This window comes from Pseudomonas sp. TE9122 (genome assembly GCF_056278925.1).
The window spans coordinates 1,751,977-1,776,320 of the sequence record NZ_JBWBQI010000001.1 but is presented as its reverse complement, the minus strand read 5'-3'; the positions used below and the strand labels follow the sequence as shown (position 1 = coordinate 1,776,320).

The following is a 24,344-nucleotide window of genomic DNA, read 5'->3' as shown; positions in this document are numbered from 1 at the left end:
ACCGAAGCCATGGCGATCAAACAACTGATAAAAAGCACCAGTGGCTGGCTCTATCTCAACTCGCCGGTGGGCCGTCAGCAGTTGCAGGGCGCGGGGGTGATTCTGATGCTGCACCGCGTGCTGTCGAATGACCGCGCCGCCGACCTGCCGCACCGCAATGAACTGTGCGTCGGACCGAAAGCGTTCGAGCATTTGCTGGTGTGGCTGCGCAAGCATTTCGACTGCGTGCCGCTGATGGAAATTCTCCAGCCCAACGCCCTGCGCAGCGAGCGCCCACGGGTGGCGCTGACCTTTGACGATGGCTGGCGTGACAACGCCGTCAACGCCTTCCCGTTGCTGCAGAAACACCAGGTGCCGGCGAGCATTTTTCTCTCCACCGATTTCATCGGCAGCCGCCAGCGTTTCTGGTGGGAAAGCCTTGGCGAAACCCTATGGGGCAGCCATGGCGATAAAGCACGCATGCACCTGATCGAATGCCTGCATGCGCGCAAACATCCGCTGCCGGTGCTGCTTGATGACATCGATGTCGAGCGCCGCAGCCTGGCGCTGCTGCATTACCTGCAAGGGCTGAAAAGCCTGGCTCCGCAGGAGCTGGAAGAACTCACCGACGAATGCCCGAAGGACTCGCTGCCACAGGCACTGGACTGGCATCAGGTGCGGGCAATGGAAGCCTCCGGTCTGGTGCGGTTCGGCCCGCACGGCGCCAGCCACGCAATCCTCACCGGTCTCGATGATGCGCGCCTGAGCGAAGAAATCCGCCGCAGCCGCGACGCATTGAACAACGGCTGCAACCGACCTCTACCGGTCTATTGCTACCCCAACGGCGACAACGATGATCGCGTTCGCCAGCAGGTCGCGGACCACGATTACCCGTTTGCGCTGGGCACCGGCACCGGGATCTATCGCGGCGACGGCGATCCGCTGAACCTGCCGCGTTTCGGCGTCAGCCAGCGCACCGCGCGCCATCCGCAATTGCTGTCGTGGCGGATCTACCGGGGAGCGCGGCCATGAGCCGAGGCAACTACCTCAAGCACCTCGCGTTGAGCATGGGCACCAAGCTGGCGATGATCGCCTTGCGTTTGCTGCGCAACGTCCTGCTCGCGCGGATTCTCGGCCCCAGCGAACGCGGCCTGTTCGCCCTGCTCAGCACCCTGCCTGACCTGATCAGCGCGGCCACCAGCGGCGGTTTGAATTCGGCGGTCGGTTATCAGGCGGCCAAGCAGCGGCCGATGGGTTTGCTGCTCAGCCAGGTGCTGGTGTTCGGTTGTTTGCTGGCCGGTTTGCTGACTTTGCTGGTGGTGGCGCTGGTGCGCGAATTCGGCACGCAACTGGACGTGACCACGCAACTGGGCCTGCTCGCCTGGCTGTTGCTGCTGGCGGTGCCGTTGACCGTGTTGAAAAGCGGCCTGCTGACCCTGCACAACGCCTCGGGTGGCGTGGTCGCGTTCAACGTCTTGCGCCTGATCGAATCGCTGGCGCCGCTGTTGCTGTTCGTCGCACTGTTCTGGATGTGGCAGAGCGCGGCGTTGGAGGCAGCGCTGATCAGTTGGCTGGCCGGTATCAGTCTGGTGGTGCTCGCCGGTTGGGTCTGGCTGAAGCGGGCGCAGCCATTGCAGCTGCAATGGGATCGCGCCAGCCAGAAGGAGCTGCTGCGCTACAGCGCGCGCAGCCATCCCGATCTGCTGTTCCAGCAAGTGATTTTGCGCTCCGATTACCTGTTCATTGGCGCCCTGCTCGGCAGCACCGCGCTGGGCCATTACGCCATGGCCAGCGCTGCTGCCGAATTGCTGTTGATCGTCCCCGAAGCGGTGACTACGCCCCTGATGAAACGCCTGCTGCAACAGGATGAAGGCATGGACAAGGTCACTCCGCTGGCGCTGCGCCTGACCGCGACGGTGATGCTCGGCGCCTGTTTGAGCATGGCCGTGATCGGCGAGTGGTTGATCGTTACCCTGTTTGGCGCTGCCTACCAACCGGCGTACCCGGCGCTGCTGGCGTTGCTGCCGGGGCTGTTGGGTCTGTGCTACGCGAGCATTCTGCGCCTGGACTTGCTGGGCAAGAATCGCCCCGGCTCGGTGTCGTTGTTGATGGGCCTGGGCGCGCTGCTCAATCTGGCGCTGAACCTGGTGCTGATTCCGGCCTACGGCATCGTCGGCGCCGCCGCCGCATCATCGATCGCCTATCTGGCGGTGACCGTGGCCATGCTCGTGCTGTATTGCCGTTTGAGCGCTGTGCCGTTCTGGCAAACCCTGATCATCCTGCCCCGCGACGTGCTGCCGATGTGGTCGATGCTGCAGAGGAAACCCGCATGAAAGGCTGGTACCTGCTGTTCGGTCTCGGCCTGTCGCTGGACGCTTTGGCGGCGTCGATGCGCTGGGGCGAGATTCGTGACGGCAGTCTGTTTCTGCAAACCGATCAGCCTGACAGCGTGACCGTGCGCTGGACCCCGGCGTGGCAAGCGGATGCCAACGAAGAGCAACTGTACCTGCTCGACGGTCGCGGCAAATTGCTCGGCGAACGCTTGATCAAGGCCAGCGAAACCCGTGGCAGCCAGACCTGGCCGCTGCTGCCCGGCGCGGCGAGTTATCGACTGGAAATTCCCGGCTACAGCTTCCGCCACTACCGCATCGAACACGATGAACGCACCGTTGCCCTGTTTGCCCCGGCCAAAGTGCACTTCAGTGCCGAAAGCAAAAATGGCGACGTGCTGTATTTCAAACTCGCGGCCGGTGAGCATGCAGTGCTCGCCGGCAAGTTTCACGGCGGCGTCACCGCGCTACAGGCGCAGCGGATCGGCGACCACCAGGCGCTGACTCTCGCACTAAAGCCCTATCGCGCCTATTGGCAGTTCGATCAGGTCGCGTTGCCAGTCAGCCCCCGCGAGCAGGTCTGGCGCCTGCAACTGCAGGGCAGCGGCAAAGCGGCGTTCTGGCTTGATGGCACGACTAATCTGTTTGCGCAGAATCCGCAGCAACTGCAACCGCTGCGCGAAGACGTCGGAGATGTCCGGCTGGTGCTGCATGACAAAGTCCTCGGGCGCACGCCGGATCTCGGTATTGCCCTGCCCTACGTGATGCCGCCCGCAGCCAGCCACGCGCTGCTCGATGCGCTGAAGCCGACGGCGGCGAGCTATTACAGTTTCGTCGACGTCACGGCGCAGAACCCGCAATTCGAAGACGCATTCCGCCGGGTCTATCAGCAGCGCTTCGGCATTCGCAACGACATCACCCTGCTGGCCGGCAGTCAGCGCCAGGCCGATCTGCGCGCCGACGTGCAGAGCAACAGCGGCCTCGACGCCTGGCTGGCGAGCACCCGCGCGCTGGGCGGCAATGGCACGCATTACATCGGCTTTGCCGACGAACCCAATCTCAACTATTCCAGCTACGGGCAATATCAGGCGATTTTCACCAGCATGGCCCGTCAGGTGCGCAGCGACCCGGCGAATGCCCGCGCCGGTGTGCGCATCGCCATGCCGGCCAGTTCGCGACTGGTCAACGGCCCGTTCGCCGATAACGCGGCGGACAAGCGCGGAATCGATTGGGCACGGCGCCTGCTCAGCGAGTCAGCCGATCAGGTCGATGCACTGGCCTGGCATGAATGGATGATTCGCGATCTGCTCGCCACCCGCGTCTACCGCGACAGCGTGCGCCGTGCCGCCGAACTGGTCGGCCGCGACGCCAATGGTCAGCCGCGCAAGGCCTTGCTGCTCGATCAGACCAACCTGTCCAGCGGCTCCAGCCTCAGCCCCTACGATCAGGAAACCCACTACACCTCGCTGTGGTGGGCCTCGGTGGTGATCAACGCTTCGCAGGACGGTTTGCTGAGCATGCTCAACTGGTTTCAGGCCGCTGACGAACCGCATTACCCCAAAGGCATGTTGCGCGTGTTGGGCGACGATCGCTTCGAGCTGAAACCGGTCGGCCTGGCCCAGCAATTCATCGCCCGCCACTGGCTGCACCAGGTGCTGCAACTGGACAACGATGCCTTTGAGGTGGATGTGCTGGCGATGGCCGGCGACGAGCAGCGCACGTTGCTCGGAGTGAACAAAGGTACGCGCCTGCAACGCGTCGATCTGAGCGGCGCCCGATGCCCGCTCAACCATGGCGCCCTGCGTTACTTCGGCGCCGACAATCGCAGCCGCGACGCACCGTTTGCCTGCGACAACGGGCGCGTGCGTTTCGAACTGCCGGGACAAACCCTGTTTGCCCTGAGCTGGAGCGCTTCATGAGCCGCCCTTCGATGCTCTGCCGCGTGGGCTTGATGCCGCGCATGGCACCCTCATCAGGAGAAGAGACCATGGATGTTTTGCAAAAACTCAGCGGACATATTCGTCGTAAAGGCCTGCGAGCGACCTTGGGCAAGATCCGCAAACTGTACATTTTTTCCCATCAGCAACTGCTGTGGATGGAGCGCGACCTGGTCAGCCCGGTGCCGCCGCACAAGCTCAAACCCTATCCGCCGCTGCGCGTGGTCAGGATCACCGCGGACAACGCCAGCGCTTTCGCGCGTTACTTTGGCGACCGTGTCGGCACGATGGCCGAGCTGGCCAAAGAAGGCCACACCGGGCACATGCATGTCGACGAGCAAGGCGATGCCGTGGCGTTTATCTGGGGCACGCCGCGCAGTTATTTCGATCGGCACTACTACGGCTGCCGATTCCCGGTGAAGCCCGGCGAGTTCTTCGAGTTCGGCGGCGAACTGGCCCGGGCCTACTGGGGGACAGAGCTGTCGGTGGACCTGCAATTGCGCCTGTGGGAAGCCATGGCCGCCCAGGGCTGCCGAAAAGTGGTCGATGTCTGTGAGTCGACCAACATCCCGGCACTCAAGCTGCATCTGCGCATGAGCTATACCGAACAACGGCGGATCATGAATATCTACACGCTGTTCGGCCGCTGGCGCTTCTATCGCGAAACCCGCTACAGCGGTTCGCGCCTGGCGGCGCTGGGTAAAACTTCCCGTCCACCTGTCAACGCAACGGCGGCCTGAACCTATGGTGATGCGATTCGAATGGCGCACGTCCCTGTGCGCCGCCGACTTCCCGGCAACCGCGTATGAAACGCTGCGCCTGGGCGTGACCGACCATACGCCGTTCAACAATCTCGGCTGGTTATGTGCGGCGGAACAGGCTCTGGGTGAGGATCAGCGCCTGCACATTCTGCTCGGTTGGGAAGCCGCAGAACTACGCCTGTGCCTGCCGCTGGTAGCCAGCCGCGAGCGCTTCGCCGGCGTGCCGTTTCGGGTCTTGCATCACTTGGGTTATCCGCTGGCTGATCGTCTGGCCCTGCTGTCGTTGCTCGGCGGCGCGGACATGCACGAGGCGCTGCTGTTGATTCGCCAGCGCCTGCCCCATGCGCTGCTGCAACTCAATGAATTGTCGGAGCCTGCGGGTGAAGAAAGTGCCGTCACCGCATGGATGGCGCGCAGTTCCACGGCCGAGCGACGCCTGAGCTGCCGGGTGCCAGTGCATCTGATCAGCGAAGCCGACCATCAGGAAGTCTCCGGCGACCCGCGCTACAAACTGCGCCGGGCACGCAAACGGATTGCCGCGTGCGGTGCGCAGATCCGCCGGATTACCCCGGATGCGCTGAGCATGGCTGCCTTGTTGCAGACCATCAGCGAAGTCGAGGCGGTGAGCTGGAAAGGCGATGAAGGCGTCGGGATTTTCGCCACACCGCGCAGTCGCCAATGGATCGAACGCGCCTTCACCGCCCTCGCCGGCCAAGGCCTGGTACGCGTGGTGATGCTCGAGCTGAACGGCCGCTGCATCAGCTATCGCCTCGGCCTGCTCGAACAGGGCCGGCTCTACGATTACAACCTCGCCTTCCTGCCGCAGTACGCCGACCTGGGCAGTGGCCGGGTGTTGCTGGAGGAATGGATTCGCTGGGGCCTGGACGAGCACTGGCGCTGGATCGATGCCTCGCGGGTCAGCCTGGAAAACTCCAGCCATCAACTGCACGAACGCATGACCGGGCAATTGGAACACTGGCGCTGGAGTTTCTATTCGTGGCGCCCAAGTGGGCTGGCATTGGGTCTGGCGCTGCGCATCTGGTATCGCTGCAAGCCCGCCGTGCAGCAGTGGCGCACCAGGCGCGCCAACAAAAAATCTGCAGCACTGGTGCAACCTGTCGCAATCACTCCGGAGGGCGGCCATGCCTCGCCAAGTCATAGTCAACGCTGATGACTTCGGTCTCTGCGCCAACGAAAACGCAGTGATCTTCGCTGCCTTCCAGGCCGGCCTGATCAGCTCGGCCACGGCCATGGCCAACATGCCGGCGTTTGAAGCCGCCTGCACCATGGCCCGCCATCCGACGCTGCAAGGTCGGATCGGTCTGCACTTCAACCTGACCTACGGGCGCCCGCTGAGCCAGGCGATCCTGGGGCGGCGGACCTTTTGCGATGGCAACGGCGTGTTCGACCTCAACCTGCCCCGCCACAGCCTGTGGCTGAGTCGCGCAGACCGTGACGCGGTGCGCGCCGAGTTACAGGCGCAGTGGCAACGCTGCGTCGATCACGGCATGCGCCCGAGCCATATCGACTCGCACCAGCACGTACACAACATCTGGCCGATCGGCGAAGTCGTCGCGAAGTTTGCCGCCGAGCAAGGCGTACCGATTCGGCTGGCGCGCAACCTCGGGCACAACCTCACGTTGCCCAAGCGCCTATTCAAGGGTTTGCTCAATGGCCGTTTGCAGAGTCTGGCGCGGGTCACCGCCGATTACGTCTGCACCCCGGTGGACCTGCGCAATGCCAGCGTCCCCAGCGACGGCGTGCTGGAAATCGTCGCCCACCCGACCCGCCTCGGCGTCGATTTCGGTGATGCCTATCTCGACTCCGGCGATTCTTTGAGCGAGGTACTTGAGCAGGGTTTGAGAGGCGTCGCGCGAGTCTCGTATGCCGACCTCAATCGAGAGGAAGCGCAGGGCGCTACGGCGCTCGAATGAATCACGGCTGTAACGACACTCACCACAACATCCGGGCAAAGACCCTGGAGGGGCATCATGAGCATCATCACCAAAGTGCAAGATCGCATCAGACAGAAAGGCCTGGGCCGCACCGTCGGCACGTTGTGGAAACGCTACGTGTTCTTCCACTGGGAACTGCTGTGGATGGAGCGCGACCTGGTCAGCCCGGTGCCGCCACACAAACTGCGCCCGTATGAAGGCCTGCGCAAAGTCGACATCACCCCGGAGAACGCCGTGGCGTTCAGCAAACACTTCGGCGACCGTGTCGGCACCATGGCCGAACTGGCTGCCGAGGGCCACACCGGGCACATGTACCTGGACGCCGATGGCCACGCCGTGGGCTTTATCTGGGGCAGCATTCGCGACTACCACGACCGCCACTATTACGGCTGCACCTTCCCGGTCAAACCCGGCGAGTTCTTCGAATTCGGCGGCGAAATGATCCGCGCCTACTTCGGCAGCAGCCTGTCGGTGGACGTGCAGGTTGCACTGTGGCAAGCGATGGCGGCGCAGGGTTGCACCAAGGTGGTCGACGTTTGCGAAACCCACAACATCCCGGCGCTTAAACTGCATATCCGCATGGGTTATCAGGAACAGGGTCGGGTAACCCACGTTTACTGCCTGTTCGGCCGCTGGAAATTCTTCCGCGAAACCCGCTATGAAGGCTCACGCCTGGATCCGCTGCGCAAACCGGGCCGGCCGGTGGTAAGTGCCGCGGCGCAGGCTTGATCCGGCCTTGTGAAATGTGGCGGTCGCAAGGCCGCCATCGCGAGCAGGCTCGCTGCCACACTGGAATGCGTTTCCCTGTGGGAGCGAGCCTGCTCGCGAAGAGGCCAGCCGTCGCAAAAAAGGTTCTCAGGCCTTGCTTGCCACCAGGCTAAAGCACATCGGCAGCTGCGCCTGCTGGTTCAGGTAGCAGTCATACACCTCTTCCCGGTTCGAATGCGCATATTCCTGAAAATCCACAATGCTCAGCCCCGCTCCAATGGCGCCGCAGAAAATCGCGCCCAGCGTATGCACGAACCAGTACGACTTTGCCGCCGGCTGCTCGACTTTACCTACGTAAACGATCGGCTCTTGCTGCACAAACGGCTCGGCACGGAAATACGAGCTGGCGAGGCGGTAGGGATCTTCAGCCCGTGGATCAACCATTTCCAGAAACGGATGGGTTTCGTAGATCACCAGTTTGCCGCCCGGCTTGAGCACCTGCGCGGCATGACGGAAGAATTCGCCGATGTCAGGCATCCAGTTGAGTACCCCGATGGTGATCAGGGCGACGTCGAAGCGGTTATGCAGCGATGCGGGCAGATGGTGGATATCGCTCTCGACGAATTCGGCATTGTGCGGCGAGCGGCTGTTGAGCTCGCGGGCCTGCTCAAGAAACGCTGCGGATTGATCGACGCCGACGACACTGCGCGCACCCAGCGCAAACAGCGACAGGCTCTCCCGACCGTTATTGCAGCCCAGTTGAATCACGTCTTTGCCGTCGACTTTCAGCAAGCCGCGCAAGGTGTCATCGAGGCAGCAAAACTCCCCCTGCGCAACATCGCTGAGCAATGCCTGCCAGTCCGGTGAATCCTGATGATGGCGAGCGGAATCGTTCCACGCCTGTCGATTGCTTTCGATGGCGGTTTTGGGGTTGGGCACTTCCATGGCGCTACTCCGGGTGAAGCTCGTGATTGAGCGGCGTGAGTGTAGAACAGACGCGGGGTGGCGGTTGTTCCAATGTTGTAATCACACTGCGCAGTCCTCTTCAGCGAGTCCTACAGAAAAAGGAAGGAACTCGGGAAACCCCAACCGTTTTCCTACATCTTCCGTCGGTTGGCCGTCGGAAGCGCTCAGTCTAGGATTTGTCGAACTACAAGTACTCATGGAGCTCGACCAAGATGCAGTTCATCCAGACAACGACGACAGCAATCCCTGTACCGAATAGACTGCCAGGCATTGATCCCGGAGGCACTATGGACGGCAAAATCTTTCCCGACGATTCAGGGTTTAAAAACAACGAGCAGGCTGCCAGTCATGATCGCTGGTTGCGAGCCAAGGTGCAGGCGTCCAGAGATGATCCCCATCCGAGTCTCCCCCATGAGGACGTGATGGCGGACATGCATGCCTTGATCGAATCCATGCGAAAAAAGGCCGATGCAGATTGAGTGGCGGCCCGAAGCCAAGGCCGATCTTTCGAACATCCTCAGATACATTGGCGAGAGAAACTTTGCAGCCGCAGTGAGTCTCTCGAAATCCATCGAAGAATCCACAACCTCACTCTCCGTTCATCCCCATCTCTACCGTAAAGGTCGATCTCCCGGCACCCGGGAAATCGTTGTACATCCTAACTACGTAGTGATTTATGAGGTGACGGATCGAATCGAGATACTTAGCGTTTTGCATACCCGACAGGAATATCCATAAAGACATCGCAGGAAAAAACGGTAGGACGTTCGCCCGATCGATAACACGCCGTTTGCCCAGCAGGCCCCACTATCAAAGATTCACATGACTCTGGTTAAGCCGCTCACGCAAAAACTCCACCAGCGCCTGTACCGGCCGCGAAGCCTGGCGATGCTGCGGATAAACCGCTGACAGGGTCAGTGGCTCCGGGCGCAACTCATCCAGCACTGGCACCAGCCGCCCGTCCTTCAGTGCCGCGCCGACGATAAAGGTCGGCAGGTAGGTAATGCCCATCCCCTGCACCGCCGCGTCTCGCAGCAGTTCGCCGTTGTTGACGCGCATGCGGCCGGTGACGTTGATAAGTAGCGGTTTGCCCGGCGCTTCGTTGAAACGCCATTGCACCGAGCGCCCGTGGCCGTAAGGCAGGCAGTCGTGGCTGTGCAGGTCTTCGGGTTTGAGTGGTGTGCCGCGTTCGGCGAGGTAGGCCGGGCTGGCGCAGTAGACCCGTTCGATGCTGGCGATACGTCGGGCGATCAATGTCGAGTCCTCCAGCACGCCGATGCGCAGGGCCAGGTCGTAACCTTCGCCGAGCAGGTCGACCGGGCGATCGCTCAGATCCACTTCGACGGTGACTTCGCGATAACGCTGCAGGAATAGCGGTAGCAGACAACCCAGATGCGCCACGGCAAACGACAACGGCGCGCTGAGGCGAATCGTGCCGCGCGGCTCGGCGGTTTCGCCGGCGATGCCCTGCTCGACCTGTTCCACCTCACCCAACAAGCGCAACGCCGATTCGTAATAGCTCTGCCCCAGCGGGGTGACGTCGAGGCGGCGGGTCGAGCGATTCAACAAGCGCACACCGAGGCGCTCTTCCAGTTGCATCAAACGGCGGCTGACGAACTGCTTGGACAGCCCCAACTGATCGGCCGCGGCGGTGAAGCTGCCGGAGTCCATGACCTGGCAAAAAATACGCATGTCTTCGAACGGGTTCATTGTCACTCTCTGGTGGACAGTTAAACGCTTTATAGCCGCTTTTTCGCTTTTCAGCAGCCCATTAATCTGTGCTCACGGTGTTGCTGAGGCCGCAAACCCAGTGCCACAGCAGCCCACAACTCAGGCAAAAAAATCAAAATCATTAAAAGGATTTCCACCATGAACATCGTCAAGAAAACCCTAGCCGCGTCCCTCCTCGCCCTGTCCGTCAGCAGCGCATTTGCCGCAGGCAGCCCCGGCGTCGAACACAACACCCAAGCGTTCCTTGATGCCCTCGCCGCTGGCGGTGGTCGTCCGCTGGAGCAACTGAGCCCGAAGGACGCCCGTGCAGTGCTGACTGGTGCCCAAGCTTCGGTAAAGGTTGATCTGTCCGGCGTGGAAGTCAGCGACAAGGCGATCAAGGTCGACGGCCAGACCATCAACCTGAAAGTGGTGCGCCCGGCCAAGGTCAAGGGCGAGTTGCCGGTGTTCATGTTCTTCCACGGTGGCGGCTGGGTGCTGGGTGACTTCCCGACGCACCAGCGCCTGATTCGTGATCTGGTGGTCGGCTCTGGCGCCGTTGCAGTGTATGTCGATTACACGCCGTCGCCGGAAGCGCAGTACCCGACCGCGATCAACCAGGCGTACGCCGCGACGAAATGGGTGGCCGAGCACGGCAAGGACATCGGTGTCGATGGCAAACGTCTGGCGGTGGCCGGCAACAGCGTCGGCGGCAACATGGCGGCAGTCGTCGCCTTGATGGCCAAGGAACAGAAAGCCCCGGCCCTGCGCTTCCAGCTGTTGATGTGGCCGGTGACCAATGCGCAGTTCGACGACGGGTCGTACCAGCAATTTGCCGAGGGCCACTTCCTTACCAAGGGCATGATGCAGTGGTTCTGGGACAACTACACCACCAACCCGGCCGAGCGTGCGCAGATCCATGCCTCGCCGCTTAACGCCAGCGCCGAACAGCTCAAGGGCCTGCCCGCTGCGCTGGTGCAGACCGCCGAGTTCGACGTGCTGCGTGATGAAGGTGAAGGCTATGCGCGACACCTGGATGCGGCCGGCGTGCCGGTGACTTCGGTGCGTTACAACGGGATGATTCATGACTTCGGCCTGCTCAATCCCCTGAGCCAGATTCCGGAAGTCAAAGCAGCGGTGCGTCAAGCGGCGGCTGAACTGAAGACTCATCTGAATCCATAAAAGCGAAAGATCGCAGCCTGCGGCAGCTCCTACCCTGGAATACCATTTCCTGTAGGAGCTGCCGCAGGCTGCGATCTTTTTTCTCACTAGCGTCGCGGAGTACCGGTCATGACCCTTTTCTACGCCCACCTGCTGTCCTGGAGCGCCGTCCTGCTCCTGCTCGACGCCGCACTCTGGCACTTCTCGCCCTTCAGCCATCGCGCGCCGCGAGTCGGCGTGCGTCTGGCGCTGTTTCTGGCGTTCAGCGCGCTGGTGATCAACGCCGGTGTCAGCCCGTTGCAGGCGCCGCTTTTCGCTGATGATCGCGTGGCACAACTGGGGGCGACGGCGCTGGGGATTCTCTGGTGGTTGTACGCAGCACGGGTGCTGACCGAAGTGATCGGCCTGGCGCTGATGCGCCGCATCGGTCACAGCGGGCGCTTGCTGCAGGACGTCATCGGCGCGCTGGTGTTTCTGGTCGCGATTGTCGCGGCGGCCGGTTACGTGCTGGAACTGCCAGTCAAAGGTCTGCTCGCCACCTCCGGGGTGGTCGCCATCGTGGTCGGTCTGGCGCTGCAAAGCACCCTCGCCGATGTGTTTTCCGGCATCGTCCTCAACACCACCAAGCCGTATCAGGTAGACGATCTGGTGATGATCGACGGCGTCGAAGGCAAGGTCTTCGATATCGACTGGCGCGCCACGCACCTGCTGACCAGCGCCGGCACCATGGCCGTAGTACCGAACTCGGTGGCGGCCAAGGCGAAAATCGTCAATCTCAGCCGGCCGAGCAACATGCACGGTGTCTCGATCAGTATCAAAGTGCCGAACCACATTCGTCCGCGTCGGGTATTGGATGCCCTTGACCGCACCTTGCAGGGCAGCAGTTCGCTGTTGCTCAGCCCGGCGCCGAAAGCCGTACTCAAAGAGGCCGGCGAAACCATGTCGGAATACGTTGCCAGTGGTTTCATCGCTGAGCTGGGCAAGAAGAGCGAAGTGCGCAATCAACTGTTCGACCTCGCCCACCGTCATCTCGAAGCGGCGGGTATTTCGCGCCATCCCGACGGCGTGATCGAACCGTCGAGCCGCGCCCGTGCGTTGCTGGATGAGGTGAAGATTTTCCGCTCGCTGAGCAGCGAGGAACGTGATCGCCTGGCTGAGTCGATGGTCGCGCAGCAGTACACGGCCGGTCAGGTGGTGCTGGATCTGGACGAGGTGCCGGACAGTCTGTTCGTGATCGCCACGGGCGTGGTCAGCGCGACGGTGCCGGACGGCAATGGCCAGACCGAGGCCGGGCGCATGGGGCCGAGCGAAGTCATGGGCGAACAGAGCATTCTTGCCGATACACCGTCGCAGGCGACGTTCACAGCGCTGACGTCGAGCATCATCTATCGTCTCGACAAACAGTTGACCCGTGAGTGCATGGACAAGCGCAGCGAAGTCGGCCGGGCCTTGAACAAGTTGCAGGCGGTGCGTCAGCAGAACAGTCGCCTCGCGTTGATGGCCAAACCGGTGGCGGTGAAAAAAGGTGGTTTCTTGGGTTGGTTGCAAAAACGCTAACAGCAAAAGATCGCAGCCTTCGGCGGCTCCTACAGGGAGAATGCGTTCCCATGCAGGAGCTGCCGAAGGCTGCGATCTTTCGATTTTCTTACTTGGCAGTGAACTTGGTGTAGCTGTTGATCAGGTTGCGATAGTTAGGCAGACGCTCGGACAGCAGATGCGCCAGACCTTCCATGTCGTTGCGCCAGTCGCCTTGCAGCTCGCAAGCCACAGCGAACCAGTTCATCAGGTGTGCACCGGCGGCCGACATCCGCGCCCATGCCGCTTGTTGCACGGTGGTGTTGAAAGTACCCGACGAGTCGGTGACGACGAACACTTCGAAGCCTTCAGCAATCGCCGACAGGGTCGGGAAAGCTACGCAAACGTCGGTCACTACACCGGCGATGATCAGTTGCTTGCGGCCGGTGGCCTTGATCGCTTTGACGAAGTCTTCGTTGTCCCAGGCGTTGATCTGGCCTGGACGCTGGATGAACGGCGCGTCAGGGAATTGCTCGAGCAGCTCAGGCACGATCGGGCCGTTGGGACCGGCGTCGAAGCTGGTGGTCAGAATGGTCGGCAGCTTGAAGAACTTGGCGATGTCGCCCAGTGCCAGCACGTTGTTCTTGAACTCGTTCGGCGAGAAATCCTGCACCAGCGAGATCAGACCGGTCTGGTGATCGACCAGCAGGACGACGGCATCATCTTTGTTCAGACGCTTGTAAGGAACGCTCATGGCAAAACTCCTGGATGGATGGTTGTTGCGGGAAGCGCCGGCCCTGATGACCGGCGCTTTTTTCAAACTCAGAACGCGAAGCAGGAACAGCCGAACGCGCCCCAGAAACCGGCGAAATCGCTGACCGGCGCATTCGACATCCGCGCTTTTTCATGGCTGTGGGTGTGCACGGCGCACGGCCCGCTGCACTGGTGAACCTGCGCCTGCAGTGGCGAGTTCGGGCGCCAATGGCCCGGGACTTTGACTACCGGCGACCAGTCCGGCAGCACCGGAATCGAACGCGGGCCGAGGTCTTCGAAGTCGCCGGCGGCGTAGACGATCTTGCCGCCGACCACGGTCATCACCGACTCGATCCACTTGATCGCTTCTTCCTCAACGCTGAAGAAGTCCGCGCTCAGTGCCGCGAGGTCTGCCAGTTGGCCGACGCGGATCTGGCCCTTCTTGCCCTGCTCCGAGGAGAACCAGGCGCTGCCGTGGGTGAACAGTTCCAGCGCGGTGCTGCGTGGCAAGCCTTCTTCGTAAAGCGCCAGACCGCCAACGGTACGGCCGCTGACCATCCAGTACAGCGAAGTCCAAGGGTTGTAACTGGACACTCGGGTGGCGTCGGTGCCAGCGCCAACCGGTACGCCCTCGGCGAGCATGCGCTTGATCGGTGGTGTGGCTTCGGCGGCTTGTTTGCCATAGCGATCGACAAAGTATTCGCCCTGGAACGCCATGCGATCCTGAATCGCGATACCGCCGCCCAGCGCTTTCACACGCTCGATGTTCTGCGGGGTGATGGTTTCAGCGTGGTCGAAGAACCACGGCAGACCGTTGAACGGAATGTCGCGGTTGACCTTCTCGAACACATCGAGCATACGGCTGATCGATTCGTTGTACGTGGCGTGCAGACGGAACGGCCAGCGCTGCTCAACGAGGTGGCGTACCACCGGCTCCAGCTCCTGTTCCATGGTCTGCGGCAGGTCTGGACGCGGCTCGAGGAAATCCTCGAAGTCGGCGGCGGAGAACACCAGCATTTCGCCAGCACCGTTGTGGCGCAGGTAGTCGTCGCCCTGATGCAACTTGACGCTGCCGGTCCAGTTCTGGAAATCGGTCAGCTCTTCTTTCGGCTTCTGGGTGAACAAGTTGTAAGCGATGCGTACGGTCAACTGGTCGTCTTTGGCCAGTTGCTCGATCACTTGGTAATCGTCCGGGTAATTCTGGAAACCACCCCCGGCGTCGATTGCACTGGTCAGGCCCAGGCGATTGAGCTCGCGCATGAACTGGCGGGTCGAGTTGACCTGATATTCCAGCGGCAGCTTCGGTCCCTTGGCCAGTGTCGAGTAGAGGATCATCGCGTTCGGCCGCGCGACCAGCATGCCGGTCGGGTTGCCGTTGCTGTCGCGGACGATTTCGCCACCCGGCGGGTTTGGCGTGTCGCGGGTGTAGCCGGCCACGCGCAGGGCAGCGCGGTTGAGCAGCGCACGGTCGTAGAGGTGCAGGATGAACACCGGGGTGTCCGGCGCGGCCTGGTTGATTTCTTCCAGGGTCGGCATGCGTTTTTCGGCGAACTGGAATTCGTTCCAGCCACCGACCACGCGCACCCACTGCGGGGTGGGCGTGCGATCGGCCTGATCCTTGAGCATGCGCAGCGCGTCGGCGAGCGATGGCACGCCTTCCCAGCGCAGTTCGAGGTTGTAGTTCAGACCGCCGCGAATCAGGTGCAAGTGCGAGTCGTTGAGGCCAGGGATGACGCAGCGGCCCTTCATGTCGACCACTTGTGTGGCGCTGCCCTTGAGGGCCATGGCCTCGGCATCGTTACCGACGGCGACGAAGCGGCCATCCTTGATCGCCACCGCACTGGCCAGTGGTTTTTCCCGGTCTACGGTATGAAATTGGCCATTGAATAAAATCAGATCGGCGCTCATCGCAGTTCCTCAAGCGAAAGTGAAAAGAAGCAAACCCCGCTTAACGCGGCGAGGTTTCTTGGGAATCGAGGTGTTCGTGGGCCTGACTGGCTTCCAGCCACGGGGTAAACAAACGGGTGACCGGCGGCATCACCACGTAGACCACCGAGAGGACGATGGTCAGGGTGATCAGGAACGTGGCGACCACGTAGTTGGACAGAAGCGGATGCAGCGCCAGCAGCGGGCCCCAGATCAGCGGCACCAGCAGGGTGTGCGGCAGAATCACCAACAGTGTGACGACAGCCTGCTTCCAGCGCGGCGGCGGCGAGCCGGCCTCGGCCAGCGGTGTGAACCAGAATTCATTGACCGGTGCGACTTCGGTCTGATCACCGTCGGCCAGCATCGGTGCGGCTTCAGCCACCAGCGCCTGACGCTCGGAGGACTCCAGCCAGCCCTGCATCGCTTCGGTGGAGCTGAAGCGCAATACGCAAGTGTAGAAATCCAGACGCCCGCGCTTGCCGCGCACCACGTCGACACCCAAATGCCCTTCGCGCTGCCCGGCGACGCGCACGATATTGCGCAGCCATGCTTCATAGGCCGACTCGAAACCGGCCTTGACCGAGTGTTTGATGATCAACGTGACGGTCTCATCGGCCCCCGGTGCTTGTGAATTGAGGACTTCAGGCATAACGCAGCACTCCGGGCAAACGAACAGGAATCGCCAGCCGTCCCGGCCCGGCGATCAAGACGGTGGTGAAAAGAATCAATAGCAACCAGCCAAACTGCCCCTCAGCCACACTCCATTGCGGATGCACGACCAGCAACGCCACGAGCAGTACAAAGAGAATAGGCAAACAAGCCAATCGCGCCAGCACACCGGCGACGATCAGCAACGGGCAGAGGACTTCGGCGAAAATCGCCAGGATCAGGGTCAGGTGGGCGCCGAGGTGGAACGGGTCTTCGATCAGTTGCAGCTGCGCGGTGAAGTCCAGCAACTTCGGCAAGCCGTGCACCCACAACAGAAACAACCCGCCGCTGACCCGCAGGAACAGCAACCCGATGTCGCGCGCCTGTTCATCCCTCGTAGCAATCATGACCCGACCCTTTGAATGTCATTGACGGGAATCATGCCAAGGCCGGCGCGGGAGAAATTGGATGGGTGTGCTTAGTTGCTTTTCAGGTCTTTGATGTTCTGCCGCCAGCCACAAAACAATGTGGGAGTGAGCTTGCTCGCGAAGGTGTCAGGTCAGCCACATCCACATTGACTGACACACCGCTTTCGCGAGCAGGCTCGCTCCCACAGGTTTTTGTGGTGACCAACAATGTTCATTCCACCCCGTATCCCTGTGGGAGCTGGCTTGCCAGCGATTGGTCGGCACATCCACCACCTTCTTTGACGGACCCACCGCAATCGCTGGCAAGCCAGCTCCCACAAGTCTATGTGCCGAATCACAAAGCCCGGTCAGCCCCGAATTTCTCTGTGGGAGCGAGCCTGCTCGCGAAGGCGTCAGGCCAGTCACATCCACACTAACTGACACACCGCTTTCGCGAGCAGGCTCGCTGCCACAGGAGAACTGCTTGTGTAATCGAGGGCGGTTAAAGCGCCGGAATATCCAGCGGCGCCGCCATGAACTGGCTAATGCGCGAGCGCAGCCATTTCTCTGCCGGGTCGTTGTCGTGCACCCCGCTCCAGGCCATGGACAATTGCGCGGCATCGATCGGGAATGGCGGATCTTCGGCACGCAGGGCGCAGCCTTCAACCAAGGCACAGGCGGCGTAGTCCGGCACCGTCGCGATCATCTCGGTACCGGCGAGCAAGGCGCGCAAACCGCTGAACTGCGGTACGCCGAGAACGACTCGGCGGCAACGGCCGATCTTGGCCAGATCCAGATCGATATTGCCGCTCAGGTCACCGGAGAACGACACCATCGCGTGCGGACGCTCGCAATATTCGTCCAGGGTCAACGGCCCCGGACGGTCGTCGCCGCGCAGCACTTTGCACGGAATATCACGCAGCTTCTTGCGCTTGGCGTTGGCCGGCAGATCCGTGGTGTAGCTGACACCCACGGAGATTTCTCCAGAGGCCAACAGCGCCGGCATCAACAGATAGTTGGCGCGGCGCACCACCACGACGATCCCCGGCGCCTCCTGCTGAAGCTGGCGCAACAGCGGTGGAAACAGACCGAACTCGGCGTCGTCCGACAGACCGATGCGAAATACGTCGCAACTGCTGGCCGGTTCGAACTCCTTGGCGCGGCTGACTGCGCCGGAAATCACGTCCATTGCCGGTTGCAATTCCTTGAGGATCGCCAGCGCCCGCGCTGTCGGCTCCATGCCGCGACCGTTGCGCAGCAGCAACGGATCGTCGAACAGATCACGCAAGCGCCCCAGCGCAGCACTGACCGCCGGCTGGCCCATGAACAGTTTTTCCGCCACACGGGTCAGATTCTTTTCGAACATCAGCGCTTCGAAAATCACCAGCAGGTTCATGTCGACGCGGCGCAGATCGTTACGGTTCATGGGTGTGGTTTCCTTATCGGTGTCAGACGCTTTTTGCCACAGGCGTTGGGCACTTTACTCGATCAATGGCACTTTCGCCGCGCGTTTGTAGGGGCCGTACTCCACCGGCACCCATTGGAAATGTTTGCCCTCGGCGCTGATGTGGCCGATGCCCGGGAACGGCAGATGCGCTGCCGTCACCCAGGTCTTGCTTGCTGCTGCAGCACTGAACACTGCCTGACGACTGCTGATCGCTTGCTGACTGTTGACGTCGAAACCGATCGACACTTCCGGGTGCAAAAACTGCACCGCCAGGTTATGCACCAGATCGCCCATGAACACGATGCTCTGCTGCTGCGAATTGAAGCGATATGTGGTGCTGCCCGGCGTGTGGCCGGCTTCGAGGGTTGCTTCGACCAGTCCCGGCAGTGGCGACTGCCCGGCGGCAAACGTCTTGAAGCGACCGGCGGCAACATAGGGCGCCGTAGAGTCCCGGGCTATCTTGAAAAACTCTTTTGCGCCCGCCGGGGCCTTGGCCAGCGCTGCCGGATCGAGCCAGTAGTCGGCCTCGGCTTTGGCTGCAAACACGGTGGCGTTGGCGAACACCGGTTTCTTTTCGGCGTCGACCAGACCGCAGACGTGATCGAGGTGCAGGTGCGTCAGCAGAATCGTGTCGACCTGTTCAGGCTTGTAACCGGCGGCCTGCATGTTGGCCGAGAGTTGGCCTGCGGTGGCGCCGATGCACTGCCCTGCGCCCGTGTCGACCAAAATCAGTTGTTTGCCAGTGTTGACCAGAAAGGCATTGAACGCCGTCTGCACGCCAGGGGTTTCAATCGAACGGCGCGCAAGCAGCGCGCGAATCTGACTCTGGCTCATGCCCTGCAACAACTTCGGCGACAAATCGTTGTAACCGTCGAACAACGCGGTGACTTCGTAATCGCCGACAGCCAGCCGGAAATAACCCGGCGCCTGAGTGCCAACCTGCGGTGCCTGCGCCATGGCGCCGGACATTGCCAGCACGACCGCCAGCGTCGTTGCCGCTTTCACCAAGCTTTTCATTGCATTCCCCTTTGGACCTGGCCAACGGCGGCCGTGCTTTGTCGACATCGTCGCGCAAAGCGCCGGGCGCTGACTTGCAAGGATGTGCTGAGTTCCAGCCTGAGCGAGGAAATTAACAACGATTAACTCGTCAGTCTCAAGGCATCGCCCAACAATGAAGCCCTCTGCGCAGCGTTGCTTTTTTGACCTGAGGGAATGCGCCGACCGTGCCTTCCCCACCGACACGGACCTTGGCCATGGCTTATCTACAGCAATCCGTCGCCCTCGCCCCTGCCAGCGAACCGCGTAAAAACACGACTGGCGGACTCAGTCCGCAGCGCGAACGCCAGATCAAACAGTTGATCCTGGATCGCTTGGGCGAAAGCCTCGAAGTGGCTGAACTGGCCCGGGCATGTGCACTGTCACGCAGTCATTTCTCCCGCGCATTCAAGTGCAGCACCGGCCTGTCGCCACAGGACTGGATCCGCGCCCAGCGCCTGGCTCGAGCCAAGTTGCTGATCCAGCACACCGACTTGAGCCTGACGCAAATCAGCCTCGAATGCGGCTTCTGCGATCAGGCGCACTTCTGCCACATGTTCACCCGCAGCGAGGGCATCAATCCCTTCGCCTGGCGCTGTCGAGTCATGGATAAACCGAAAAACACCGCAGCGCAGCCTGCGGTGTTTTGACTGCTGCCGTTACGCCACCCGTTGCACTGATGGTCAAACCTGAGGATTATGCCCGGACACCCCGGATCAGACGGCCTGCGCATGCGCCAGGCACTGATTCGCCCTGTCCGCCGCATCACCGCAGGAGCGCGCTGTTGAGTTTTTCCCCGAATCAGGCCATTGCGTTTGGCCCCTATCGGATTCATCCCGGGCAACGATTGCTACTTGAAGGCCAACAGCCTCTGCGCCTGGGACGGCGGGCGATGGACATCCTCCTGATTTTGCTGGCCCATGCCGGTGAAGTGGTGAGCAAACAGCAATTGATGGCCGGGGTCTGGCCAGACAGCGTCGTCGAAGACATCAACCTGCGCGTGCACATGGCGGCGCTGCGCAAAGCGCTTGGCGACGGGCAGAACGGCCAGCGCTACATCGTCACCGTGGCGCAGCGCGGCTACAGCTTTGTTGCACCATTCGTGCTCGACAGCATCGAAGCAACGCCTGCGGTCGCCGCGCCCCGGCACAACCTGCCGCTGCGTCGTACGCGGATGATTGGTCGCCAACCCCTGATCGATCACTTGATTACGCAACTGCCGCGCCGACGCTGCATCACTCTGGTCGGCCCCGGCGGCATTGGCAAGACCACCGTCGCCCTGCGCGTCGCCGAACAATTGCTCGACCAGTATCGCGACGGCATCCGCCTGGTGGATCTGGCGCCCATCGCCGATCCCGCGCTGATCGGATCGCATCTGGCGACGCTGCTTGATCTGTCCGCAGCTGAAGGCGATGCGCAGGCTGGTCTGGTCGACGGCCTGCGAGAACAGCAAATGTTGTTGGTGATCGACAACTGCGAGCACTTGATTGATGCGGTCGCCGCGCTCAGCGAGCAGATTCTGCGGGGGGCACCAAAGGTGCATATCCTGGCGACCAGCCGCGAGAGCCTGCGCGCGGAGGGCGAATTTGTGCAGCGTCTGGAATCGCTCGAATGCCCGTCCATGTCGACCCCGATGGAGCCGGCCCAAGCACTGGGCTTTGCTGCGATGCAGTTGTTTGTCGAGCGCGCCACCGCAGCCAGGGAAAACTTCCGACTGAGCCACGCCGAGTTGCCGCAAGCGATCGAAATCTGCCAGCGCCTGGACGGCATTCCGCTGGCACTGGAACTGGCCGCCGCGCAGGTCAGCGAATTGGGCATGGACGGATTGCTCAAGCACTTGCGCGAGGGTTTGCCGCCATTGTCGGCCGGACACCACAGCAGCGCCGAACGCCACCTGACCCTGCGCGCAACGATGGACTGGAGCTTCAATCTGCTCAACGTCTGCGAGCAAACCTGTCTGCGGCGACTGGGAATATTCCGCGGCAGCTTCACCCTCGCCTCGGCGGCAGCGGTGGTCATCGGCCAACAGATTGATCCCGGCGCGGTGTTCACCGCCGTCACACAATTGGTGGCCAAATCCCTGCTGAGCGTCGAAGTGGGCGACGAAGATGTTTTCTATCGCTTGCTCGACACTACCCGCCACTACGCACTGGAAAAACTCGAACAGGCCGACGAGCTCAACGCAACCCGCCAACGCCACGCCGAGCGCTGCCTGACACTGATGCAGCAGGCGCAGGCGGATTGGGACAATACTCCGACTGTATTGTGGATGGAGCGCTATGCCCGGGGTCTGGAGGATTTGCGCGCGGCGCTGGACTGGAGCCTCAACGGGCCGGGACCGGATGAGCTGGGGGTGCAACTGGCAGCCGCGTCGGCGCCTTTGTGGCAGGAGCTGTCGTTGCTGCGCGATTACAGCCGCTATGTACGCCGGGCACTGAGTCTGCTGGAGGCTTCGCCAGCAGACTCGCTGCTACCGCCCTGCCCTCGCCTGCAAATCGCCTTGAAACTGGCGCTCGGTAGCGCCAGCTATCACACCTGGGGCGGCACGCCACAAACCATTCAGGCCTTCGTCGACGCCTGCCAATTGGCCGAGGAACACGGCGATCTGGCCGGGCAACTGCGCGCAGTGTCGGGGCACATGGCGGTCAATCTGAGTTGCGGGCATTACCGCATGGCTTTGGCCCAGAGTGAGCAATTCGACCGCATCGGCCTGCACGGCGAACCGCTGCTGTCACTGAGCACTCATCGCTTGCGCGTGCTGGCCCTGCATTATGCCGGCGACCAGCCGCAGGCACGCGTACATGCCGAGCAGGTGCTGCAACGCATGGCCCACAGCGGCCATCTCAATCGTTTCACCCATGGTTTTGGCGTGCAATACGATCAGAGCGTCGCTTCGCTGACAGTGCTGGCCCGAGTGCTGTGGTTGCAGGGCCTGCCCGAGCAAGCCTGGCGCGCCGCACGGCAGGCGCTGGACATCGCCGTGCAGATCAATCACGGCACATCGATCTGTTACACCCTGGCGCTGGCCAGTTGTCTGATCGCTCATTACAACGGCGACCATGTAAACGCCCGCGCGCTGCTGCAGTTGCTGCTGGAACAATCGCAGAAGCACTCGGTGCTGCTGTTCAATAACTGGGGCCGGCAGTATGCGCAGGTGATCGATCCGGATAATGCCGTGCCCGTACCAGCACAGAGCAGCGGTCTGATTCGGGAAGTGATGGTTACGCTGGATGAGCGTTTTGTCGATGATGCACTGGTGCAGCGCGCGCGCAATGGCGATGCGGGATGGAGTGCAGCGGAGATATTGCGGGCGCGGGCGGCGGCATTGTTGAAGGGTTCATCCTGTGGGAGCGAGCCTGCTCGCGAATCGGCCCGCTCAGACACCGCTGAAACCCGAGAAGCCGAACAAACCCTGCAACAAGCTCTGGCCATCGCCAGAAGCCAGGGCGCCCTCGCTTGGGAACTGCGCAGCGCCACGGACCTCGCCCGATTATGGCAGCGCCAGTCCCGCCATCGCGAAGCATGGGATTTGCTCAGCCCCATTTACCAGCGCTTCACCGAAGGCTACGCCACACCGGACTTGCGCAAGGTCCGCCTGCTACTCGACAGCCTCCACGAGCAGTGCCCGGCCTGAAGCGTTGCGCGTTCTGCTGAGATAGCGCGCATGGCGCTGTTTCAGTTCGAACTTGTCGTCACTGCGCTCGAACTGATCACGAGCATAGCGGCGCACGGTGTTGAGCATCCAATAGCGGGCCGTCGCACGGTTGGGTTCTCGAACAAGCAACGATTTGCGCGCCAACCCTTCGATTATCGCGGACAGTCTGGAACCCGCCAGATCCGCGCTGCTGATCACACTCAGTGCGGCCTCCAGGGTAAAGCCCGCGCTGAATACCGACAGACGCAGCAGCACACGCTGTTCCATCTCCGTCAGGTACTGGAAGCTCCAATCGATCGCAGCGGCCATCGACTGATGGCGCGGTTCCGCGGTGCGCCGGCCTTGGCCAAGCAACTGCAGGCCGTTTTCAACCTGTGCCTGCAAGCCGATCAAGCCCAGCGCGTCGATCTGCGCAGCGGCGAGCTCGATCGCCAGCGGCAGACCGTCCAGTTGACGGCAGATCTCGCGCACACCTGGCAAATCCTGCTCACGCAAACAGAAGCCATGCTGCCGTGCCCGCGCGCGATTGACGAACAACTGCACCGCCGGATAGCCCATGGCTTCTTCGACGGTGTTCAATGTCGAGCGCTTGGGAATCGCCAACAGCGGCACGTAATGAACGGTCTCCTGCGCGACTTGCAAGGCTTCGCGGCCGGTGACCAGAATCGACAGGCGAGGCGCAGCATGCAACAGCGTTTCCACCAGTGCCGCACAGCTGTCGCGCTGGTGGTCGCAGTTATCCAGTATCAACAAGGCGTGCCGGCCGGTCAGTGTGAAAAAGTCTGTCTTCAGGGTGTGCAACAGGCGCTCGAGCAATGGAATGTCATCTTCGAGGCTGGCAAGGTCGACCCACCAGGCGCCATCGCGAAAGTATTGCAGGAGCAATTCCGCCACGCGCAATGCCACTGTGGTCTTGCCAACACCCGGCGCACCGGTAATCGTCATCAAGCGGCATACCGGCATTTGTCGAACCAGACTACCAATCAGGGCGTCGCGCCCACTGACTGGCGTCAGTCGTGCCGGAAGATTGTGCAGGGGCATGAGCGCGGCAGCGGGCATGGTCAGCGCATCACTGGTGCCCTGCTCCACCGGGGCGACAAAACTGTAGCCGCAGTGCGCCACGTGAATGATGAAACGCTGCCCGTTTACGCCGTCACCCAGTGCGCGGCGCAACGCCGCAATGTGCACCCGCAGGTTGATCTCTTCGACGACCGAGGTCGGCCATACCCGAGCAATCAACTGCTCTTTGCTGACCACCTCACCCGCGTGTTCGAGCAGCGCCTGAAGGATGTCCATGGCGCGCCCGCCCATGCGCAACGGCTGCTCTCCTTCAAGGACCAGACGTTGGCGCACATGAAAGGCGTAGGGGCCGAAACGCAGCACTGAACCGTGGCTTGTGTCGTTGTGATTATTCATGCCAAACATCTTGGCACTCTCGCGTGACGATACAA

22 protein-coding genes are annotated in these 24,344 nt (G+C 61.8%); 13 read left to right on the top strand and 9 right to left on the bottom strand.

Annotation, left to right across the window (positions count from 1 at the left end):
* Positions 1-9 precede the first annotated feature (9 nt).
* The 7 genes from ACZ9BE_RS08055 (at position 10) to ACZ9BE_RS08025 (ending at position 7,691) form a co-directional block, all read left to right on the top strand.
* Positions 10-1,011: a polysaccharide deacetylase family protein gene (locus ACZ9BE_RS08055; protein WP_041478593.1), complete on the top strand. Its 1,002-nt coding sequence runs from the start codon at positions 10-12 to the stop codon at positions 1,009-1,011.
* Positions 1,008-2,312, top strand: a complete 1,305-nt coding sequence (locus ACZ9BE_RS08050; RefSeq protein WP_130899478.1) for an oligosaccharide flippase family protein — start codon at positions 1,008-1,010, stop codon at positions 2,310-2,312. Before ACZ9BE_RS08055 ends, ACZ9BE_RS08050 begins: the two co-directional genes overlap by 4 nt.
* A complete protein-coding gene (locus ACZ9BE_RS08045) occupies positions 2,309-4,228 on the top strand; it encodes a hypothetical protein (RefSeq protein ID WP_476249199.1) in 1,920 nt (639 codons plus the stop codon). The genes ACZ9BE_RS08050 and ACZ9BE_RS08045 overlap by 4 nt, the downstream gene beginning before the upstream one ends.
* A 68-nt stretch (positions 4,229-4,296) precedes the next feature.
* Complete coding sequence (locus tag ACZ9BE_RS08040; protein WP_095179528.1) at positions 4,297-4,986, top strand: GNAT family N-acetyltransferase; 690 nt, start codon at positions 4,297-4,299, stop codon at positions 4,984-4,986.
* 4 nt (positions 4,987-4,990) lie between these two features.
* Positions 4,991-6,178, top strand: a complete 1,188-nt coding sequence (locus ACZ9BE_RS08035; protein ID WP_041478589.1) for a GNAT family N-acetyltransferase — start codon at positions 4,991-4,993, stop codon at positions 6,176-6,178.
* Entirely contained in the window at positions 6,150-6,941 is a 792-nt protein-coding gene (locus tag ACZ9BE_RS08030; protein ID WP_476249198.1) for a carbohydrate deacetylase, read from the top strand. Before ACZ9BE_RS08035 ends, ACZ9BE_RS08030 begins: the two co-directional genes overlap by 29 nt.
* 57 nt (positions 6,942-6,998) lie before the next feature.
* Entirely contained in the window at positions 6,999-7,691 is a 693-nt protein-coding gene (locus ACZ9BE_RS08025; protein ID WP_041478587.1) for a GNAT family N-acetyltransferase, read from the top strand.
* A gap of 126 nt (positions 7,692-7,817) precedes the next feature.
* On the opposite strand, the gene ACZ9BE_RS08020 is transcribed toward ACZ9BE_RS08025, so the two are convergent.
* Entirely contained in the window at positions 7,818-8,615 is a 798-nt protein-coding gene (locus tag ACZ9BE_RS08020; protein ID WP_476249197.1) for a class I SAM-dependent methyltransferase, read from the bottom strand.
* Positions 8,616-8,923: 308 nt separating this feature from the next.
* Between ACZ9BE_RS08020 and relB the strand changes: the two genes are divergently transcribed.
* Entirely contained in the window at positions 8,924-9,115 is a 192-nt protein-coding gene (relB, locus tag ACZ9BE_RS08015) for a type II toxin-antitoxin system RelB family antitoxin (protein ID WP_129999094.1), read from the top strand.
* On the top strand, positions 9,105-9,374 hold the full coding sequence (locus tag ACZ9BE_RS08010; RefSeq protein WP_082228561.1) for a type II toxin-antitoxin system RelE/ParE family toxin: 270 nt from the start codon (positions 9,105-9,107) through the stop codon (positions 9,372-9,374). The genes relB and ACZ9BE_RS08010 overlap by 11 nt, the downstream gene beginning before the upstream one ends.
* A 72-nt stretch (positions 9,375-9,446) precedes the next feature.
* On the opposite strand, the gene ACZ9BE_RS08005 is transcribed toward ACZ9BE_RS08010, so the two are convergent.
* The gene (locus ACZ9BE_RS08005) at positions 9,447-10,346 is read right to left on the bottom strand and encodes a LysR family transcriptional regulator (RefSeq protein ID WP_056784501.1); all 900 of its coding nucleotides are present in this window, start codon (positions 10,344-10,346) and stop codon (positions 9,447-9,449) included.
* Between the two features lie 159 nt (positions 10,347-10,505).
* Here ACZ9BE_RS08005 and ACZ9BE_RS08000 point away from each other — a divergent pair, with 159 nt between their 5' ends.
* Together ACZ9BE_RS08000 and ACZ9BE_RS07995 are read left to right on the top strand one after the other, a co-directional pair.
* A complete protein-coding gene (locus ACZ9BE_RS08000) occupies positions 10,506-11,528 on the top strand; it encodes an alpha/beta hydrolase (RefSeq protein ID WP_476249196.1) in 1,023 nt (340 codons plus the stop codon).
* Between the two features lie 108 nt (positions 11,529-11,636).
* Positions 11,637-13,064: a mechanosensitive ion channel family protein gene (locus tag ACZ9BE_RS07995; protein WP_073474277.1), complete on the top strand. Its 1,428-nt coding sequence runs from the start codon at positions 11,637-11,639 to the stop codon at positions 13,062-13,064.
* Positions 13,065-13,152: 88 nt separating this feature from the next.
* On the opposite strand, the gene ycaC is transcribed toward ACZ9BE_RS07995, so the two are convergent.
* The 6 genes from ycaC to ACZ9BE_RS07965 form a co-directional block, all read right to left on the bottom strand.
* Positions 13,153-13,776, bottom strand: coding sequence for an isochorismate family cysteine hydrolase YcaC (gene ycaC, locus ACZ9BE_RS07990; RefSeq protein WP_016774080.1), 624 nt, complete (start codon positions 13,774-13,776; stop codon positions 13,153-13,155).
* Between the two features lie 68 nt (positions 13,777-13,844).
* The gene (locus tag ACZ9BE_RS07985) at positions 13,845-15,683 is read right to left on the bottom strand and encodes an amidohydrolase (protein ID WP_042609477.1); all 1,839 of its coding nucleotides are present in this window, start codon (positions 15,681-15,683) and stop codon (positions 13,845-13,847) included.
* A 40-nt stretch (positions 15,684-15,723) separates the two neighbouring features.
* Complete coding sequence (locus tag ACZ9BE_RS07980; protein ID WP_041478579.1) at positions 15,724-16,350, bottom strand: antibiotic biosynthesis monooxygenase; 627 nt, start codon at positions 16,348-16,350, stop codon at positions 15,724-15,726.
* A complete protein-coding gene (locus tag ACZ9BE_RS07975) occupies positions 16,343-16,756 on the bottom strand; it encodes a DoxX family protein (RefSeq protein WP_024012430.1) in 414 nt (137 codons plus the stop codon). Before ACZ9BE_RS07975 ends, ACZ9BE_RS07980 begins: the two co-directional genes overlap by 8 nt.
* Before the next feature lie 502 nt (positions 16,757-17,258).
* Positions 17,259-18,182, bottom strand: coding sequence for a LysR family transcriptional regulator (locus ACZ9BE_RS07970; protein WP_039762138.1), 924 nt, complete (start codon positions 18,180-18,182; stop codon positions 17,259-17,261).
* 54 nt (positions 18,183-18,236) lie between these two features.
* The gene (locus ACZ9BE_RS07965; protein WP_476249195.1) at positions 18,237-19,220 is read right to left on the bottom strand and encodes an MBL fold metallo-hydrolase; all 984 of its coding nucleotides are present in this window, start codon (positions 19,218-19,220) and stop codon (positions 18,237-18,239) included.
* A gap of 236 nt (positions 19,221-19,456) precedes the next feature.
* Between ACZ9BE_RS07965 and ACZ9BE_RS07960 the strand changes: the two genes are divergently transcribed.
* Both ACZ9BE_RS07960 and ACZ9BE_RS07955 read left to right on the top strand, forming a co-directional pair.
* Positions 19,457-19,888, top strand: coding sequence for a helix-turn-helix domain-containing protein (locus ACZ9BE_RS07960; RefSeq protein WP_041478577.1), 432 nt, complete (start codon positions 19,457-19,459; stop codon positions 19,886-19,888).
* A gap of 134 nt (positions 19,889-20,022) precedes the next feature.
* Complete coding sequence (locus ACZ9BE_RS07955; RefSeq protein ID WP_476249194.1) at positions 20,023-22,872, top strand: ATP-binding protein; 2,850 nt, start codon at positions 20,023-20,025, stop codon at positions 22,870-22,872.
* Here the strand turns inward: ACZ9BE_RS07955 and ACZ9BE_RS07950 are convergent.
* Positions 22,837-24,309, bottom strand: coding sequence for an ATP-binding protein (locus ACZ9BE_RS07950; protein ID WP_095179520.1), 1,473 nt, complete (start codon positions 24,307-24,309; stop codon positions 22,837-22,839). The genes ACZ9BE_RS07955 and ACZ9BE_RS07950 overlap by 36 nt on opposite strands.
* Between the last annotated feature and the right edge of the window lie 35 nt (positions 24,310-24,344).

Excerpts from the sequence above, each read along its gene's own strand:
- ACZ9BE_RS07950 (WP_095179520.1), bottom strand. The coding sequence starts at position 24,309 with ATGAATAATCACAACGACACAAGCCACGGTTCAGTGCTGCGTTTCGGC.
- ACZ9BE_RS07980 (WP_041478579.1), bottom strand. The coding sequence starts at position 16,350 with ATGCCTGAAGTCCTCAATTCACAAGCACCGGGGGCCGATGAGACCGTC.
- ACZ9BE_RS08040 (WP_095179528.1), top strand. The coding sequence starts at position 4,297 with ATGGATGTTTTGCAAAAACTCAGCGGACATATTCGTCGTAAAGGCCTG.
- ACZ9BE_RS07985 (WP_042609477.1), bottom strand. The coding sequence starts at position 15,683 with ATGAGCGCCGATCTGATTTTATTCAATGGCCAATTTCATACCGTAGAC.
- ACZ9BE_RS08000 (WP_476249196.1), top strand. The coding sequence starts at position 10,506 with ATGAACATCGTCAAGAAAACCCTAGCCGCGTCCCTCCTCGCCCTGTCC.
- ACZ9BE_RS08045 (WP_476249199.1), top strand. The coding sequence starts at position 2,309 with ATGAAAGGCTGGTACCTGCTGTTCGGTCTCGGCCTGTCGCTGGACGCT.
- ACZ9BE_RS08020 (WP_476249197.1), bottom strand. The coding sequence starts at position 8,615 with ATGGAAGTGCCCAACCCCAAAACCGCCATCGAAAGCAATCGACAGGCG.
- ACZ9BE_RS07975 (WP_024012430.1), bottom strand. The coding sequence starts at position 16,756 with ATGATTGCTACGAGGGATGAACAGGCGCGCGACATCGGGTTGCTGTTC.
- ACZ9BE_RS07970 (WP_039762138.1), bottom strand. The coding sequence starts at position 18,182 with ATGAACCGTAACGATCTGCGCCGCGTCGACATGAACCTGCTGGTGATT.
- ACZ9BE_RS08055 (WP_041478593.1), top strand. The coding sequence starts at position 10 with ATGGCGATCAAACAACTGATAAAAAGCACCAGTGGCTGGCTCTATCTC.
- ACZ9BE_RS07960 (WP_041478577.1), top strand. The coding sequence starts at position 19,457 with ATGGCTTATCTACAGCAATCCGTCGCCCTCGCCCCTGCCAGCGAACCG.
- ACZ9BE_RS07995 (WP_073474277.1), top strand. The coding sequence starts at position 11,637 with ATGACCCTTTTCTACGCCCACCTGCTGTCCTGGAGCGCCGTCCTGCTC.
- ACZ9BE_RS08030 (WP_476249198.1), top strand. The coding sequence starts at position 6,150 with ATGCCTCGCCAAGTCATAGTCAACGCTGATGACTTCGGTCTCTGCGCC.
- ACZ9BE_RS08005 (WP_056784501.1), bottom strand. The coding sequence starts at position 10,346 with ATGAACCCGTTCGAAGACATGCGTATTTTTTGCCAGGTCATGGACTCC.
- ycaC (WP_016774080.1), bottom strand. The coding sequence starts at position 13,776 with ATGAGCGTTCCTTACAAGCGTCTGAACAAAGATGATGCCGTCGTCCTG.
- ACZ9BE_RS08035 (WP_041478589.1), top strand. The coding sequence starts at position 4,991 with ATGGTGATGCGATTCGAATGGCGCACGTCCCTGTGCGCCGCCGACTTC.
- ACZ9BE_RS07965 (WP_476249195.1), bottom strand. The coding sequence starts at position 19,220 with ATGAAAAGCTTGGTGAAAGCGGCAACGACGCTGGCGGTCGTGCTGGCA.
- relB (WP_129999094.1), top strand. The coding sequence starts at position 8,924 with ATGGACGGCAAAATCTTTCCCGACGATTCAGGGTTTAAAAACAACGAG.
- ACZ9BE_RS08025 (WP_041478587.1), top strand. The coding sequence starts at position 6,999 with ATGAGCATCATCACCAAAGTGCAAGATCGCATCAGACAGAAAGGCCTG.
- ACZ9BE_RS08050 (WP_130899478.1), top strand. The coding sequence starts at position 1,008 with ATGAGCCGAGGCAACTACCTCAAGCACCTCGCGTTGAGCATGGGCACC.
- ACZ9BE_RS08010 (WP_082228561.1), top strand. The coding sequence starts at position 9,105 with ATGCAGATTGAGTGGCGGCCCGAAGCCAAGGCCGATCTTTCGAACATC.